General features: G+C 46.1%; 15 protein-coding genes. 8 read left to right on the top strand and 7 right to left on the bottom strand.

The window, feature by feature from the left end; all coding sequences use genetic code 11:
- Window positions 1-41 precede the first annotated feature (41 nt).
- From VST71_02245 to VST71_02215, 7 genes are all read left to right on the top strand, one after another.
- The gene (locus tag VST71_02245) at window positions 42-1,190 is read left to right on the top strand and encodes a 1-deoxy-D-xylulose-5-phosphate reductoisomerase (GenBank protein ID MEC4684540.1); all 1,149 of its coding nucleotides are present in this window, start codon (window positions 42-44) and stop codon (window positions 1,188-1,190) included.
- Between the two features lie 197 nt (window positions 1,191-1,387).
- Window positions 1,388-2,461 carry an RIP metalloprotease RseP gene (gene rseP / locus VST71_02240; protein MEC4684539.1) on the top strand — a complete coding sequence of 358 codons (1,074 nt, stop codon included), beginning with the start codon at window positions 1,388-1,390 and terminating at the stop codon, window positions 2,459-2,461.
- Entirely contained in the window at window positions 2,458-2,865 is a 408-nt protein-coding gene (locus VST71_02235; protein ID MEC4684538.1) for a YbgC/FadM family acyl-CoA thioesterase, read from the top strand. The genes rseP and VST71_02235 overlap by 4 nt, the downstream gene beginning before the upstream one ends.
- A 27-nt stretch (window positions 2,866-2,892) precedes the next feature.
- On the top strand, window positions 2,893-3,339 hold the full coding sequence (locus VST71_02230) for an NUDIX hydrolase (GenBank protein MEC4684537.1): 447 nt from the start codon (window positions 2,893-2,895) through the stop codon (window positions 3,337-3,339).
- The gene (gene rfaE2, locus VST71_02225) at window positions 3,329-3,805 is read left to right on the top strand and encodes a D-glycero-beta-D-manno-heptose 1-phosphate adenylyltransferase (protein ID MEC4684536.1); all 477 of its coding nucleotides are present in this window, start codon (window positions 3,329-3,331) and stop codon (window positions 3,803-3,805) included. Before VST71_02230 ends, rfaE2 begins: the two co-directional genes overlap by 11 nt.
- On the top strand, window positions 3,802-6,996 hold the full coding sequence (gene mfd, locus VST71_02220) for a transcription-repair coupling factor (GenBank protein ID MEC4684535.1): 3,195 nt from the start codon (window positions 3,802-3,804) through the stop codon (window positions 6,994-6,996). The genes rfaE2 and mfd overlap by 4 nt, the downstream gene beginning before the upstream one ends.
- 211 nt (window positions 6,997-7,207) lie before the next feature.
- Complete coding sequence (locus VST71_02215) at window positions 7,208-7,498, top strand: PilZ domain-containing protein (protein MEC4684534.1); 291 nt, start codon at window positions 7,208-7,210, stop codon at window positions 7,496-7,498.
- A gap of 14 nt (window positions 7,499-7,512) precedes the next feature.
- On the opposite strand, the gene VST71_02210 is transcribed toward VST71_02215, so the two are convergent.
- Together VST71_02210 and VST71_02205 are read right to left on the bottom strand one after the other, a co-directional pair.
- Complete coding sequence (locus VST71_02210) at window positions 7,513-8,577, bottom strand: ABC transporter ATP-binding protein (GenBank protein MEC4684533.1); 1,065 nt, start codon at window positions 8,575-8,577, stop codon at window positions 7,513-7,515.
- 6 nt (window positions 8,578-8,583) lie between these two features.
- Window positions 8,584-8,805 carry a DUF2007 domain-containing protein gene (locus tag VST71_02205; GenBank protein MEC4684532.1) on the bottom strand — a complete coding sequence of 74 codons (222 nt, stop codon included), beginning with the start codon at window positions 8,803-8,805 and terminating at the stop codon, window positions 8,584-8,586.
- Window positions 8,806-8,896: 91 nt separating this feature from the next.
- On the opposite strand from VST71_02205, the gene amrS reads away from it, so the two are divergent.
- Complete coding sequence (gene amrS, locus VST71_02200; protein MEC4684531.1) at window positions 8,897-9,907, top strand: AmmeMemoRadiSam system radical SAM enzyme; 1,011 nt, start codon at window positions 8,897-8,899, stop codon at window positions 9,905-9,907.
- 100 nt (window positions 9,908-10,007) lie between these two features.
- Here the strand turns inward: amrS and VST71_02195 are convergent, their stop codons facing one another.
- The 5 genes from VST71_02195 to VST71_02175 form a co-directional block, all read right to left on the bottom strand.
- A complete protein-coding gene (locus VST71_02195; GenBank protein MEC4684530.1) occupies window positions 10,008-11,132 on the bottom strand; it encodes a hypothetical protein in 1,125 nt (374 codons plus the stop codon).
- Window positions 11,119-12,174 (bottom strand): AI-2E family transporter, encoded by a 1,056-nt coding sequence (locus VST71_02190; GenBank protein MEC4684529.1) that lies wholly within the window; start codon window positions 12,172-12,174, stop codon window positions 11,119-11,121. The genes VST71_02195 and VST71_02190 overlap by 14 nt, the downstream gene beginning before the upstream one ends.
- Window positions 12,161-12,814, bottom strand: a complete 654-nt coding sequence (locus tag VST71_02185; GenBank protein MEC4684528.1) for an energy-coupling factor transporter transmembrane component T — start codon at window positions 12,812-12,814, stop codon at window positions 12,161-12,163. Before VST71_02185 ends, VST71_02190 begins: the two co-directional genes overlap by 14 nt.
- 75 nt (window positions 12,815-12,889) lie before the next feature.
- Complete coding sequence (locus tag VST71_02180; GenBank protein MEC4684527.1) at window positions 12,890-14,029, bottom strand: N-acetylmuramoyl-L-alanine amidase; 1,140 nt, start codon at window positions 14,027-14,029, stop codon at window positions 12,890-12,892.
- A 22-nt stretch (window positions 14,030-14,051) separates the two neighbouring features.
- The gene (locus tag VST71_02175) at window positions 14,052-14,273 is read right to left on the bottom strand and encodes a NifU family protein (GenBank protein ID MEC4684526.1); all 222 of its coding nucleotides are present in this window, start codon (window positions 14,271-14,273) and stop codon (window positions 14,052-14,054) included.
- Window positions 14,274-14,427: the final 154 nt, after the last annotated feature.

Below are 14,427 nucleotides of genomic sequence, written 5' to 3'. Positions count from 1 at the left end.
ATCCATGACTCCTTACTCTTTTAATTCTTGAAAGCCGGTAGATGAAAAATATAACAATTCTTGGTTCAACAGGTTCAATCGGTACTGCAACCCTTGAGGTTATAAGGAGATATCCGGACAGGTTCAGGGTGGTCGGTCTTACAGCAGGACGCAATATTGAGCTCTTTCAAAGACAGATCGAAGAATTCAGGCCTCTTGTTGCGGCAGTGGCGGATGATGCCGAGGCAGGCAGGCTAAGGGAAAATACGGGATTTAGAGAGGTTTTGTCCGGTCCCGAGGGGATACAGGAAGTTGCTGCTTATCCGGGGGCGGATTTTGTGCTTTCAGCCATCTCGGGTTCTGCAGGACTGTTACCCACATTATCAGCCATTATGGAGGGAAAGACCGTTGGCCTTGCCAACAAGGAGACCCTTGTAATGGCCGGGCCACTTGTCAATGAGGCCGTAGCAAAATACGGGGCCAGGCTTATTCCGGTTGACAGTGAACATAGTGCCATATTTCAATGCATGCACGGGTATAACAGTTCGGATATCAGGAGGCTGATTCTGACGGCCTCCGGTGGACCCTTTCATGGAAGAAAGGCTGATGATCTCAGGGAGATAAAACCCGAAGAAGCCCTTAATCACCCCACCTGGCAGATGGGAAAGAAGATTACCATTGATTCTGCAACTTTGATGAATAAGGGGCTTGAGGTAATAGAGGCCCATTATCTCTTTGGTTTTGCTTCACATGACATTGATGTAATTATACATCCTCAGAGCATTGTGCACTCACTTGTGGAGTTTCTGGATGGAGCGCTTATTGCTCATATGTCACATCCTGATATGAAGGGTCCGATCGCTTATGCCCTTTCTTATCCGGAGAGGCTTGAGGGGGTTCTGGCACCCTGTCATCTCTATGAATTGGGGGCGCTTACCTTTGAGAGACCTGACATTGAGAGATTTCCCTGTCTCAGATATGCTTATGAGGCCTTGAATGCAGGAGGTACAACCACTGCGGTTCTTAATGCAGCAAATGAAATGGCAGTGGAGGCGTTCATGGAAGGTCGTATAACTTTCCACCAGATACCTGTTATAATAGAAAAAGTGCTCAATGCCCACGAGCCGGTATCGCTTAAGGATATAGAGACAGTTATGTTGGCTGATGAATGGGCAAGAAGAAAGTTCAGGGAATTAGTTTGTGTCTGTTGATAAACTCGGACCTTTGTCGTCTTTTCCGTTATTTTGTCTTGTCAGGAATCACGCTTCAAGTCTAAGGATTCCCGACTCCCGAATGCGTTCAGGATTGCGGAATGACAAATGACCGTAATTTATAAACAGTCTCTGTTTGTTTCCTTAAACAATTAGCGTATAAAAGGAGGTCTAATATTCTATCAGCAATAATACTTTTGGGAATTCTTATTTTTGTGCATGAACTCGGCCATTTTCTTGTGGCCAAGTTTTCAGGTGTAAAGGTCCTGAAGTTTTCACTTGGTTTTGGACCAAAAGTGATAGGCAAACAGATAGGTGAGACAGAGTACATGCTCTCTGCCGTTCCCCTCGGCGGTTATGTAAAGATGCTCGGCGAGGAAGCAGGTGAGGAACTTGACGAGGCTGATAAGGCGAGGGCTTTTAATCAGCAAAGTGTTACAAAAAGAATCCTGATCGTTCTTGCCGGACCTGTGTTTAATATATTCCTGACCTATATAATCTTCACCGCGGTGCTTTCAACAGGACTTCCTGTTAATGTCCCTGTACTGAGCAACATCCTGCCTGTTATAGATGAGGTGCAGGAGGGTTATCCGGCTTCTGAGGCAGGCCTGAAAGCCGGGGATGTAATAGTGAAGATTGATAGCAAGAGGATTGATACCTGGTTTGATATGGTGAATATTGTTGTCAAGAACCCGGGGAAGAAACTTGATTTTGTTGTAAAAAGGGATGGGAAACTGTTAGACCTTAAAATTGTTCCTCAGTCTGTTGAAGAAGTAGACCCTGGCGGGAAAAAGGTAGTTATAGGAAGAATCGGGGTCAAAAAACTCGGAGGAGGTTTTTTTGAGTCCATTCAGAGTGATTCAGTTCTTGAAGCTCCGGTCAAGGGCGTGACAGCCACTTATAAGATGGGATTTTTTGTTGTAGACTCCATCAAAATGTTGATAACGAGACAGGTGTCTCTAAAGAACATAAGCGGTCCTGTGACTATTTTGCAGGAATCGGGGAAGGCAGCCTCTGCAGGCCTCCTGACCTATTTCATGTTTATGGCATTGTTGAGTGTAAACCTTGGTGTCCTTAATCTCCTGCCGGTTCCGATCCTTGATGGAGGTCACATCGTCATGTTTGTGATAGAGGGGATTAAGGGAAAACCCCTCAGTGAAAGGACAATTGCTGTTACTCAAAAGATAGGCCTTGCGCTTCTACTGCTTCTTATGGCATTCGCACTCTATAATGACTTTGTCAGAATCTTTACGGGAAGCAGTACCCCGTGACAGAAGACCGGATAGAGATTAAAGTATATTATGAGGATACGGATTGTGGCGGGGTAGTTTATTATGCCAATTACCTCAGATACTTTGAACGTGCAAGGACTGAATACCTGGAGCAGAGAGGGGTCTCTCTAAAGGAGCTGATGGAGAAGGGAATTTGTTTTGTTGTTGTTGATGCCTCGGCACATTACCGTCAGCCGGGGAGATACGGCGATATTCTAATGATCGAGACTGATATAGCGGATAAGGGGGCGGCCAGTATTACATTTTCACATCAGGTAATGAGAAAGCAGACAGGTGAGCTGCTTGTCTCCGGTCTTGTGAAACTTGCCTCTGTGTCAGAGCAGATGAAGCCAATAAAACTTCCTGAATCCGTCCTTCAGGTTTTGGCAGTGAGAAGGTCGTAACAACCCTGTGATTGCCGGAACATTTAGATGAGGCCAGCCTTACTAAAGAAACAGGTATCTGCCGGCGGGGTTGTTTTCAGAAGGGACAGCGATGGAATAAAGGTTGTTCTTGTTTCAGTAAAGGACGGTTCGGTATGGACACTTCCAAAAGGACTGGTTGAAAAGGGAGAACAGCCGGAGGTGACTGCCCTGAGAGAGGTGCAGGAAGAGACAGGCCTGAGGGGACGCATAGTGGATAGCCTTGATACTGTCTCATACTGGTATTTCCTGAAGGATGAGAATACAAAGTATCATAAAACAGTCTATTATTATCTTATTGAGTATATGGGCGGGAGTACGGATAACCATGACCGGGAGGTTGATGAGGCTTCATGGTTTCCTCTTGACGACGCATTGAAAATGGTAAAATATAAAGGCGACAGGGAGATACTTGAAAGGGCAAAAGAGAGGCTTTTACGTATAGATGAAAAATAGAAAGGTCCTCCAGAGAGGTGAAGTCGGAAAAGAGATGGAGAGGCTGCGGTCAGAGGGCAAGAGGATTGTCTTTACAAATGGCTGTTTTGACCTGATCCATGCAGGCCATATTCAGTACCTTGGGGAGGCCAAAGCCCTGGGCGATGTACTTGTAGTCGGTGTGAACTCTGATGCTTCCGTCCGGAGATTAAAAACCAAAAGGCCCATAGTCCCTCAGGAGCAGCGGGTCGAGGTCCTCTCAGCCCTCGAGATGGTGAGTTACGTTACCATATTTGCCGAGGATACACCGTATGAGGTTATAAAGTTAATTATGCCCGATGTGCTTGTTAAGGGGGGGGACTGGGAGGTAGAGGATATTGTTGGTGCAGACCTTGTCAAAGAGGTTCATAGCCTTCCTTACAGACAGGGTATCTCCTCAACGGGTATAATTGAGCGGATTATTGAGAGGTTCTGTCAAGCTTCATGAAGTCGCTTCTGCTTGCTTCCTTCAAAGATATTGTTAAAGCTTTGCCGCAAACGGCTGAAGCACAATCTGCCCCTGCCTTTAAGGTTTTCAATCTCAGGGACTCAACCAAGGCACTTTTTGTTGCCCTCATGGCCCTTCAAAACAGGAACTGCAACCATATTTTGTTTGCCGGTACAGAGAATGAGGCAGGGACACTGAGAGATGACGTGTTTTTCTATCAAAACATCCTTGATGGTTCTGACACATCTGATACCCCCGTGTTTCTGCCTGAGCAGGGAGATATCGATTCCACAGGTATACGGCTTAGAAATATCCTGGGACTTAAGAAGGGAAGGATGTTTATTGGTTCAATGGATGCATTCCTTTCTCCTACGTGGAGGCCTGAGGACTTATCCCTCTCCATCTTAAAGCTTGAAAAAGGGATGACAATCAGCAGGGAAGGGCTTGCTGAAAGGCTTCAATCAATTGGCTACAGGCAGGTGCCTCTTGTTTCCGAAAAAGGTGAGTTCAGTGAGAAGGGGTGGGTTTTCGATCTTTATCCATCAAATATGGACAGACCAATCAGGCTGGAATTCTTCGGAGATGAACTGGATGATATAAAGACCTTTGAGATCGATACCCAGCGCTCCGACAGCCAACTTAACGAGGCCGAAGTTATGCCCGCAATTGAAAAACAAGAGAGTCCGTTTATTTCCTCCTTTGATGGAGAGACCTTTTGCTATTTTTCAGAGACTGTAAGGGGTCAGGTCTCAACATTCAACACAAGTTTGGAGAAGTGTCAAATGTTGAGACCTGACCCCTCTTTTATTGCCCTCCATTCACTGCCTATGGAGGGTGAGACAGAGGCATCGACAAGTTCTCTTTCCGGCCTTGGCCTCCTTCATAATGAGAGAAAGGATATCTACGGGCTTGCCGGAATGTTGAAGAGGTTGGAGGAGAAGGTTGTCTTTGTGCTCTCCTCTGAATCTCAGGCAAAGAGGATAAATGAGGTGCTTGGGGATGGGGGAGTGGTTGCTCCGATGGTTTCCGTGGAGGAGATTGGAAGCTATAGCGGGAAGCATTCAATTACTGTTGGTGTGCTTTCCGGGGGACTCCATATTCCAGGACTGATAATCCTTACAGAGAAAGAGATATTTGGAAGGAGACCACTCTTAAAACCCCACAAGGCTTCCAGAGTTAAAAAACTGCTTGAAACTATAGAGGACCTTAAGGCCGGTGATTATGTTGTTCACCGTGAGCACGGTATGGGGAGGTTTTCAGGACTTGAACCCCTTCATGCCTCTGCATACAAGGGAGAGGCCATGGTCATAGAGTATGCAGATAGTGCAAGGCTATATCTGCCCCTGCAGAATATCGGCCTTGTTCAGAAGTACAGGGCTGCCGAAGGGGTTATCCCCAATCTTGACAGACTTGGAGGGGGGCGCTGGAAGAAGAAAAAGGAGAGGGCGAGGAAAAAGGTCCGTGAGCTTGCCGGTAAACTCATATCCATTTATGCACAGAGAGAGGTAGTCGAGGGCTACTCCTTCAGCCCTGATACGGAACTCCACAGGGAGTTTGATGCCTTTTTCCCCTTTGAGGAGACTGCGGATCAGATCAGGGCATGGGAAGAGATAAAGAGAGATATGGAATCCCCGCGGCCCATGGACAGGTTGCTGTGTGGTGATGTGGGCTATGGTAAGACAGAGATGGCAATGCGGGCAGCGTTTAAGACGGTTTATGATGGAAAACAGGTTGCAGTACTTGTCCCGACCACTATTCTCTGTGAGCAGCATTTCAGGAATTTCCAGGCAAGGTTCTCGGCATTCCCGTTAAAGATTGATTTCCTGAGCCGTTTTAAATCTGCCTCTGGGACAAAGAAGACCCTTGCGGCCTTGAGCCGCGGGGATATTGATATTATTATTGGCACACATGGGCTCTTGAGCAAAAAGGTTCAGTTCTATGACCCCGGACTCCTGATAATAGATGAGGAGCATCGCTTTGGTGTAACCCATAAGGAGAGGATAAAGGAACTGAAAAAAGGTGTTGATTGTCTCTCAATGAGTGCAACCCCGATTCCAAGGACCCTTGAGATGTCACTTTCAGGTATCAGGGAGATGAGCATGATTGAGACCCCTCCTGAGGAGAGACTTGCGATTAAGAGTATGATTAGCACATTCAATGAATCCGTGATAAAAAAGGCGGTGCTGAGTGAGCTTGACAGAGGCGGGCAGGTCTTTTTTGTACATAACAGGGTGAAGGACATTTACGGGATGGGAGAATATCTTTTAAGACTTGTTCCTCAGGCAAGGCTTGCCATTGCTCATGGACAGATGGCCGGGCGGGAGCTGGAGGATGTGATGCTAAGGTTCATGGATGGGGCTATAGACCTTTTGCTGGCAACGGCCATAATCGGTTCGGGTATTGATATACCGTCGGCGAATACGATAATCATCAACAGGGCGGACAGAATGGGTCTTGCAGACCTCTACCAGCTGAAGGGCAGGGTAGGTAGGGGTAATCAGAGGGCCTATGCATATTTCCTCCTGCCCCCGCCTGACAGGCTCACTGAAGATGCCAGGAGGAGAATTGAGGCAATAGAGGAACTGAGCTATCTGGGAGCAGGGCTCAGGCTTGCCATGAAGGACCTTGAAATAAGGGGTGCGGGAAATCTCCTCGGCGCTGATCAGTCAGGACATATCCATGCCGTGGGATTTGAGATGTACATGGAGATGCTTCAGCAGGAGGTGGCAGCCCTTAAAGGCATGCCTGTGGAGGAGGAGTTTGAGCCTTCGATAGACCTTGGCATGAGTGCCTACATTCCCGAGGAATACATTAAAGATATAAGTCTGAGACTCAGTATGTACCGAAGACTCAGCATCTGTCATTCAGATGAGGAAGTCAATACACTCGGCGAAGAGATGACGGACCGGTTTGGAGTACTTCCTGAGCCTGCAGTTGCCCTGGTTGACCTGATAAAACTTAAGGTCCTGGCAAGGGGATTGAAAATTGTCTCTGTGAGTTCTACGGATGGGACTGCAAAGGTCCGGTTCTCTCCCGAAACACCGGTTAAGGTTGAAGATATACTGAGCTGCGAGAATGCCTGCAGGGGAAGATTGCACCTTCATGAGGAAGGTTTTTCTATAAAGGGACCATGGTGTTCAAAAGCGGAGTTGGTGAAGAGTTTAAAGGAGATTCTTTCAGTGCTGGCCTGAGATGTAACGTCCTGGAAACAGGGCGCGTCCTGTCCTTTTCAGAAGAATCATTGTATATTTTGTTCAGTTACTGCTATAATGTAAATTAATGTTCCAATTAGCTCAACCGATATTACAGCTAAAACTATTGGTTAAAACCATCGGTTCCAAGGGTTTTAACAATCCATCGTAATTTAGTATCAACTCGTATTTTTCTGCTGGGGGGAATGTTTTGACCAAGCGAAGACATGACAGGGTATCTCTGAAGCTTACTGTTGAATACTCTATAACCGTGAAGAAACAGTCAGCTGTAAAGAACATACAGCTTACGGGTATTGTAAGAGATGTATCTGCTGGGGGGGTTGGGCTTATAACAGATTATCCTTTAATGCAGGGAAATATGATCAGGATAAAAAGCTCAGCTCCTGAAGTTCCAAAATATGGCGTTGTAAGATGGGTTAACAGGGAGGGAGAGTCATACAGGGTGGGATTACGGAGCTGCAGTCATTGCGGAGAATATTGAGGGGGGTAACAGGCTTATAGTCTCCTGCCTGTCTCCATGTCAAAGACGTGAATCTTTTCAACAGGCATTTTTATATAAACCCTTTCACCTGCCGGGATTTTTTCATCAATTGATGCCTTTCCTTTCAGCCTTGTCTCTTTCCATCTCATATCAATCCAGACGATTGAACTCTCAAGTTCAACAAGCTCGACAATTGCCTCTGTATCTGTTTTCTCTTCAGTAGAAACAGTTATATCCTCAGGCCTTATGCCGAGTAAAATGGTATCAGCCTCAGGTATTGTCCTGACTTCAGGTTCGAAAACCCTGTTGTTACAGCCCGCCCTCAGCGGTTTTTTTGAGAGCACCTCAGCCTCAAAGAAATTCATTGACGGGCTTCCTATAAATCCGGCAACAAAGGTGTTGGCCGGTCTTGTATATATCTCTAATGGTGTTGCACACTGCTGAATCTCTCCCATGTGCAGGACCGCTATCCTTTCGGAAAGACCCATGGCCTCTGCCTGGTCGTGAGTGACATATACTATCGTTGTCTTGAGTTCCCGGTGGAGCCTCTTGAGCTCTGCCCTCATCTCAATCCTCAGCCTTGCATCAAGGTTTGAGAGGGGTTCATCCATTAAAAAGACCTTTGGCTTTCTTATAATCGCCCTTCCAAGGGCCACCCTCTGCCTCTGGCCGCCTGAGAGTTCTTTTGGCTTTCTGTGCAGCAGCTCCTCAAGCCCGAGGATAGAGGCCACCTTTTTTACCTCTTTCCGGATTGTCTTCTTATCTGTTTTTTTCATTTTAAGCGGAAATGCAATGTTTTCGTATACCGTCATATGCGGATAGAGGGCATAGCTCTGAAAGACCATTGCCACATCCCTGTCTTTGGGGGAAAGGTCATTTACGAGGGTATTATCAAAATATATACTGCCGGAGGTTACCGGTTCAAGCCCTGTAATCATATTGAGTATCGTTGATTTTCCGCACCCGCTTGGCCCTAAAAAAGTGAAAAACTCTCCCTCGGCGATGGTGAGATACATATCCCTGATTACAACGGTATCCTTAAATGCCTTATTTACATTCTCCAGTTTTATTTCAGCCATGGTATTTTATTCATAAGATTCCTCGTTTAGAGCCTTTTCCGCCGCCTCCTGATCCTCTTCCTTTACCAGAATCGTGACCTCCCCCATTCGTCCTACATTTACAGGGTAGGGGCTGACCTTTGCTGACCTCAGGACAACGGATATACCGCCGCTTTCAAGCAGACCCTTGATCATCTCTGCTTCAAGCGGGTCGTATGTAATGCGTAATGTGACCCATTTTTCATCCATGGCTATAGAATAACCTATGCAGGCTGATTTGTAAAAGAGAATAGACAAAAGGGCCCTTGCAGAAGGACGTATAAAGTGGTATCATTATTTTATGAAAGAGGCGATGTTTTATGAAAGGCTGGATGAGGGAAAGGTTAAATGTCATCTCTGCTGTCATTACTGTGTAATTAAGCCCGGTAAACGCGGCCGCTGTGCGGTCAGGGAAAACAGGGATGGTACCCTTTTCAGCCTCGTTTATGGAAAGATAATTGCCCGGCATATAGATCCAATAGAGAAAAAACCGTTCTTTCACTTCCATCCGGGTTCAAGGTCATATTCCATAGCTACCGTGGGGTGTAATTTCAGGTGCCTTCATTGTCAGAACTACGAGATATCACAGTACCCGAAGCTCCATTCAGATATAGCGGGTGAAGATATGACGCCTGAGGATGTGGTGAATGAGGCTGAGAGGACTGGCTGCAGGAGCATATCCTATACTTACACAGAGCCGACCATATTTCTGGAGTTTGCCTATGATTGTGCACGTCTTGCACATGAGCGGGGCATAAAGAATGTCTTTGTTAGCAATGGCTATACCAGCCCTGAGGCCGCAAGGGAGTTTGCCCCTTATCTTGATGCAAATAATATCGATCTGAAGGGAGATGACGATTTCTATAAAAAGGTAGTTGGTGCAAGGCTGCAGCCCGTCCTTGATACCATAAAGCTCATGAAAGAACTGGGAGTCTGGCTTGAGGTCACAACCCTTATTATCCCCGCATATAACGATTCTGAAGTGTTTCTGAGATGGGTGGCGGATTTTATAAGGTCTGTAGACCCTGCTATTCCCTGGCACGTAACCCAGTTTTATCCGACGTACAAACTGCTTGACCAGCCGAGGACCCCCATGAGTATATTGAGAAGGGCAAGGGAGATAGGGCTTGAGGCAGGGCTTAAATACGTCTATGAGGGGAATGTGCCGGGAGAGGGAGGGGAGAGCACATATTGCCCCTCCTGTGGAAAGCTCCTTATAGAGCGGTTCGGGTTTTCACTTAATGCAATAACGATGAAAAATGGTCAATGCCCTGAGTGTAACTCCATAATCGACGGAATCGGTATGCCATAAGTGTTAATAAGCCTTACCCCTCCCTTTGCAGGGAGGGGTAGATAGACAATTATAAAGTTCTTTATGCCAGGCTGCACACACTGCCGTTTTTACTGCAGGTTTAAAATCGCAGTATAGCCCCTATATTACCTTTTTCTTTGATTGAGGCTGTTTCATATGCCAGGACCTCAACCGTTGCCCCCTGCTCAACAGCCCTCTGTACAACGAGTTCAACCATATATTCGATAGGTTCCATTTCACTGCCACAGTACGGGCATTTGGAAATATTCTGGACAGAGAGCAGGCCGCAGTTTACGCACTTGAAGCCCGAATCTGTATAGTCCTTTACAAATACGAGTTTATGGACCCTGCCTTCCATTACTGCGCCGATGACATCTGCAAGGCCAAGCACTGCCTGGTTACCCTTCAAGGTACGTGTTATCAGCTCATCCACAATCTTTTTCTCCTTTGCGGCTTCATAGACTGAAAGGAGTGGTTCTGCACGTTTCAGAACCTCGTCAGGCTTTAAAAACATCTCAACCGTAAACTGCCCCTTGATCCTGTTCCTTACAGTTTCCGGTAGCATATCCTTAAACATGGTAACTGCTTCTTCCGAACCTCCGATAAAAATCAGGTCGATCCGTTCTGCTGATAGAAATGATTCAAGTTTTTTTATAACTTCTTTAAGGTGCAGCCCCACATGATAATCTATGTGACGCTGATAGTGGGGCTCGGCAAGTGCAAACCAGCCGCCTTTTTTATGTTTTCCCGGCACGTCTTCGGTCTTAATCTCTCCGTACTCCACTATCTCGCCAAGGTGGACAACAAAGATTCTTGCCTCATCCTTCTCAACAAGCAGGATGAGGTATCTGGGGTTGTTGTCGACAATATCAAGCAGTGGTTTTATGTAAGGTGTATTGTCGACAATGAGAAGATTTTTAACCGGGATCGGGAGATTGTATTCCCTCCAGAAACCCGTCTCCTCAGAGCTCAGCAGCACCAATCCCTTTCTGAACTCCCGCTTGTTGGAAGTTACATAGGCGCTGATCTTTTCAAGGTCTGTCTTTATCTTTCTGTATATCCCCTTTTCGGTATTTTCGGAGACCTCCCTGATCATATTCTTGAGGTGCAGGACATATTCACCCTTCGGGTTTGTGATGGGATTTACATTCAGATACAGACTGACATAATGGTTTTCGTTACCCTGAATTTCCGACAGATCCTTTAACTCTTCACGATTCAGCATTTACACCTCCTTCAAGATTTCTGAATATTTCAAATACGGATATAAACATTGCCATAACCAGGGGCCCCAGCACAAGTCCTATCAGCCCGAAGACCTTAAGTCCGCCGATTACGCTGAAGAAGATGACCAGTGTCGGCATCCTTGTCCTGCCGCTTATTATTATCGGTTTCAATATATTATCAATGGTGCTTATTATAAAGGTGCCTACAAATAAAAGAATAATGGCCTTTATAAATGCCTTTTTTATAAGGAAATAAATTACCACAGGTCCCCAGACGGAGAATGTCCCGACCCCGGGTATAAAGGACATAAGCCCGATAGCGGTTCCCAGGAGTATCGGGGAGTTCATGCCCAGGATAAGGAAGGTTATGCCGCCGACGGTCCCCTGGGCAACGGCCACAGCCACTCCACCATATATGGTTGATATGACCATATCTTTCATCTGTGATTCAAGCCTGTCCCTCTGCGGTTCGGAAAAAGGCATGTAGTCGTGGAATTTTTTTATAAAGTCCGGGGCATCTCTAAGCATGAAGAACATTGCAAAGAGCATTAAGAAGAAATTCATAAAGACGGAGGCAATATTGGCGACTCCCTTTGTGACATTCCCCAGGATGTTCTTGCCCATCCTGGAGATATTTTCCGAGATAATGGCTGCAAGGTCGATCTTTTCCAGGTTAAGGGTTGATTTTATCCTCTCCTGTATCCAGAGTGCCTGTGGACTGTTTATCCAGTCCTGTACCTTGCCGATTCCTTCTTTATTAATATAATCTGCAAAGTTGCTTAATTCGTTGGCAAGGGCTATTGTCAGATATGAGAAGGGACCCAGAATGATAATAACGGTGATTGAGATGGTTATGACTGAGGCAAGTACCTTCCATTTTACAAGTCTGCACAGGTATGCATAAACAGGATAAAATACGATACTCAACACAATGGCCCAGGCAATAGAGGACAGAAATGGCTTCAGGATCAGGTAGCATAGGTATCCGAGAAAAGATGTCAGGGTTATAAGTGTAAAGACATAAAACCTATTTGTTCCCATGGCTGACCCCCTTAACCGCATTTAACTCCGGGTCCAGCGTTTCTTCTTTATCGGGCAGAAGTTCTGCAGGAGACTGTATTGTTTTGATCATGAGGGGCAGCATTAAGGCTACGACAAGCCTGATTCTGTGGACAGAGCCATTTTTTGTTGAATTGTTCATGCCTTCCCTGTAACTCTCAAGTGCTCTATCCCGGATACCGGGAAGCAGTCTCAGGGTTAATGATGCTGTTTCAAAAAACTCGTTTACCGGTACCCGTATCCGTTCAAGGGGCATAAAAAACCTCTTCAGGACTCCGAGGATTTCTTCAATCGGTGTTTTTAATGTCAGAAGTTTAGCCCCTGCAATAAGACCTGAAACCCTTGCTGCCCTTACCAGTGCAATCCTTAAAGACTCTGCCGTTATGTCTAAAGGCCCTATTTCCATTAAAACCCTGCCTGGGTAGAAGAAAAGATTGCCCAGAAAAGTGGTAAGCAGGAAGATGGTTATCGGTACAATCCCTCCTCTCATGCCGGGAAAGAGGAGGATAACAAGACTCAATGAGAGCAGGCATAAGGCCGTTGCAGTGCCCTCCACAAGAAAGAGAGACATGGAGAAAGCGATATACAGTAATATCTTTGCTGATGCACTCAAAGTGGCCATACCCCCCGGAAATGTTTGCTTTGTATCTTTGCGGGTTCTGCAGTGAAATATCAGTTACAATTGTGGCAGATTGCCTTATTTCATTGCAAGTTTTGGTGCATCCGGGAGAGAGAGGATGTATCTGTAGACTCCTGATGCAATTGCCTCGGCAGCGGTCTTCCTGAACTTCCCGTTTCCAAGCAGACGCTCTTCACGGGGATTACTTATGAATGCAACCTCAACAAGCACAGACGGCATCTCTGCATCCACCAGCACGTAAAAGAGGGCCTGTTTAACCCCCAGGTTTCCAATGCCGCGATAACCCCTGGTGAGTCTTTTAAACAGGGAGTCCTGAACAAAATGGGCCAGCCTCAGTGATTCATCCCGTTTGGTCTCTCTTTCCAGGGAGGCAAGGATTGTTCCCAGTTCACTTTTGGCCCTCTTCATCTTCTCCAGAGAGATGGCGTTTTCCCTTGCAGCTACCCTCATTGCCTCGGTATCGTTGGTCCAGTTCAGGAGATAGGTCTCAACCCCGCCTGCCCGTCTTTTAAGACTTGCATTGGTATGGATGGAGACAAAGAGGTCTGCCTTCTTTTTGTTAGCCACAGCAGTCCGTTCCCCAAGCCCTATATATACGTCCCTGTTCCTTGTAAGGTAGACCTCAAGGTTATAACGCTCCTGAAGTATCTTCTTGAGTTTGCGGGCTGTGTCCAGGGTTACATCTTTTTCCTTCAAACCTTTTGGACCTGTTGCCCCCGGGTCGTGACCGCCATGCCCGGCGTCTATCACCACTATCTTTTTTTCCCTGTAAAAAGGGCTCCTCTCCTGTCCGATATCAATAACCAGCCTTGGCGGAGATTCAAGGGTGAAGGTCCTGTAGTCGTTCAATTTCTTGAGTTCAAGCACAATCCTGACCGTATCCTTGTTGTACTGGGCAATGCGGATTTTTTTCAGGAGTCCCTTCTGCAGGTTTTTAAGCGGTATTGTTTGAGGTGAGAGTTTTACATTTTTAAGGTCAAAATATATCCTGTCAGGATCCTTGAGCCGGTGAGCTGAATAAGCGGGAAGGCGGTTAAATTCAAGAACAATGCGGGTGTTCGTGCCGTTGACATTGTACCTTATATCACTGACTTCGGCAATATCCCCGGCACTTGCTATTGAGGGTAAGGAGACAAGACAGGTCAACAGCAAGTAAATGCCTGTAAATATTCCAGTTCTGAAAGGCTGCCTAAACATTTTTTAGCATCCATTCAAACATTCAGAGGGCTTTTACCTCTGTGACTTCAGGAACCTCTTCCTTCAGTGTCTTTTCCACCCAGTTTTTCATAGTCAACCCTGCCATTATGCAACTGCTGCACTGGCCCTTGAGCCTTACATATACAATTGTATCCTTTATCTCTATAACCTCAATGTCTCCACCTTCCTTATTGAGGCCTTCTCTTATTTTCTCGATTGCCTTTTCGACCCTTTCAGCATTCATTCTATCCCCTCTCTGACATTATAGACAATTTATTTTTATATTTCAACCCCTTTTTGGATCGTTTCTATTTAAAGGTTTAGCATATTTGTATAACACGTTGAAATGAAACGTTTCTTTCCGGAAAGATAACGGATTGGTGCTGTTTGCGTAGTAT

The sequence above is a fragment of the Nitrospirota bacterium genome, assembly GCA_035873375.1.
Lineage (GTDB): Bacteria > Nitrospirota > Thermodesulfovibrionia > Thermodesulfovibrionales > JdFR-85 > BMS3Bbin07.
Note: the sequence above shows the minus strand (reverse complement) of the source record. Positions and strands in the feature narration are given on the sequence as shown.

Coding starts and splice junctions, on each gene's coding strand:
- VST71_02245 (MEC4684540.1), top strand. CDS start 42: ATGAAAAATATAACAATTCTTGGTTCAACAGGTTCAATCGGTACTGCA.
- VST71_02230 (MEC4684537.1), top strand. CDS start 2,893: ATGAGGCCAGCCTTACTAAAGAAACAGGTATCTGCCGGCGGGGTTGTT.
- rfaE2 (MEC4684536.1), top strand. CDS start 3,329: ATGAAAAATAGAAAGGTCCTCCAGAGAGGTGAAGTCGGAAAAGAGATG.
- mfd (MEC4684535.1), top strand. CDS start 3,802: ATGAAGTCGCTTCTGCTTGCTTCCTTCAAAGATATTGTTAAAGCTTTG.
- VST71_02210 (MEC4684533.1), bottom strand. CDS start 8,577: ATGGCTGAAATAAAACTGGAGAATGTAAATAAGGCATTTAAGGATACC.
- VST71_02205 (MEC4684532.1), bottom strand. CDS start 8,805: ATGGATGAAAAATGGGTCACATTACGCATTACATACGACCCGCTTGAA.
- amrS (MEC4684531.1), top strand. CDS start 8,897: ATGAAAGAGGCGATGTTTTATGAAAGGCTGGATGAGGGAAAGGTTAAA.
- VST71_02195 (MEC4684530.1), bottom strand. CDS start 11,132: ATGCTGAATCGTGAAGAGTTAAAGGATCTGTCGGAAATTCAGGGTAAC.
- VST71_02190 (MEC4684529.1), bottom strand. CDS start 12,174: ATGGGAACAAATAGGTTTTATGTCTTTACACTTATAACCCTGACATCT.
- VST71_02185 (MEC4684528.1), bottom strand. CDS start 12,814: ATGGCCACTTTGAGTGCATCAGCAAAGATATTACTGTATATCGCTTTC.
- VST71_02180 (MEC4684527.1), bottom strand. CDS start 14,029: ATGTTTAGGCAGCCTTTCAGAACTGGAATATTTACAGGCATTTACTTG.
- VST71_02175 (MEC4684526.1), bottom strand. CDS start 14,273: ATGAATGCTGAAAGGGTCGAAAAGGCAATCGAGAAAATAAGAGAAGGC.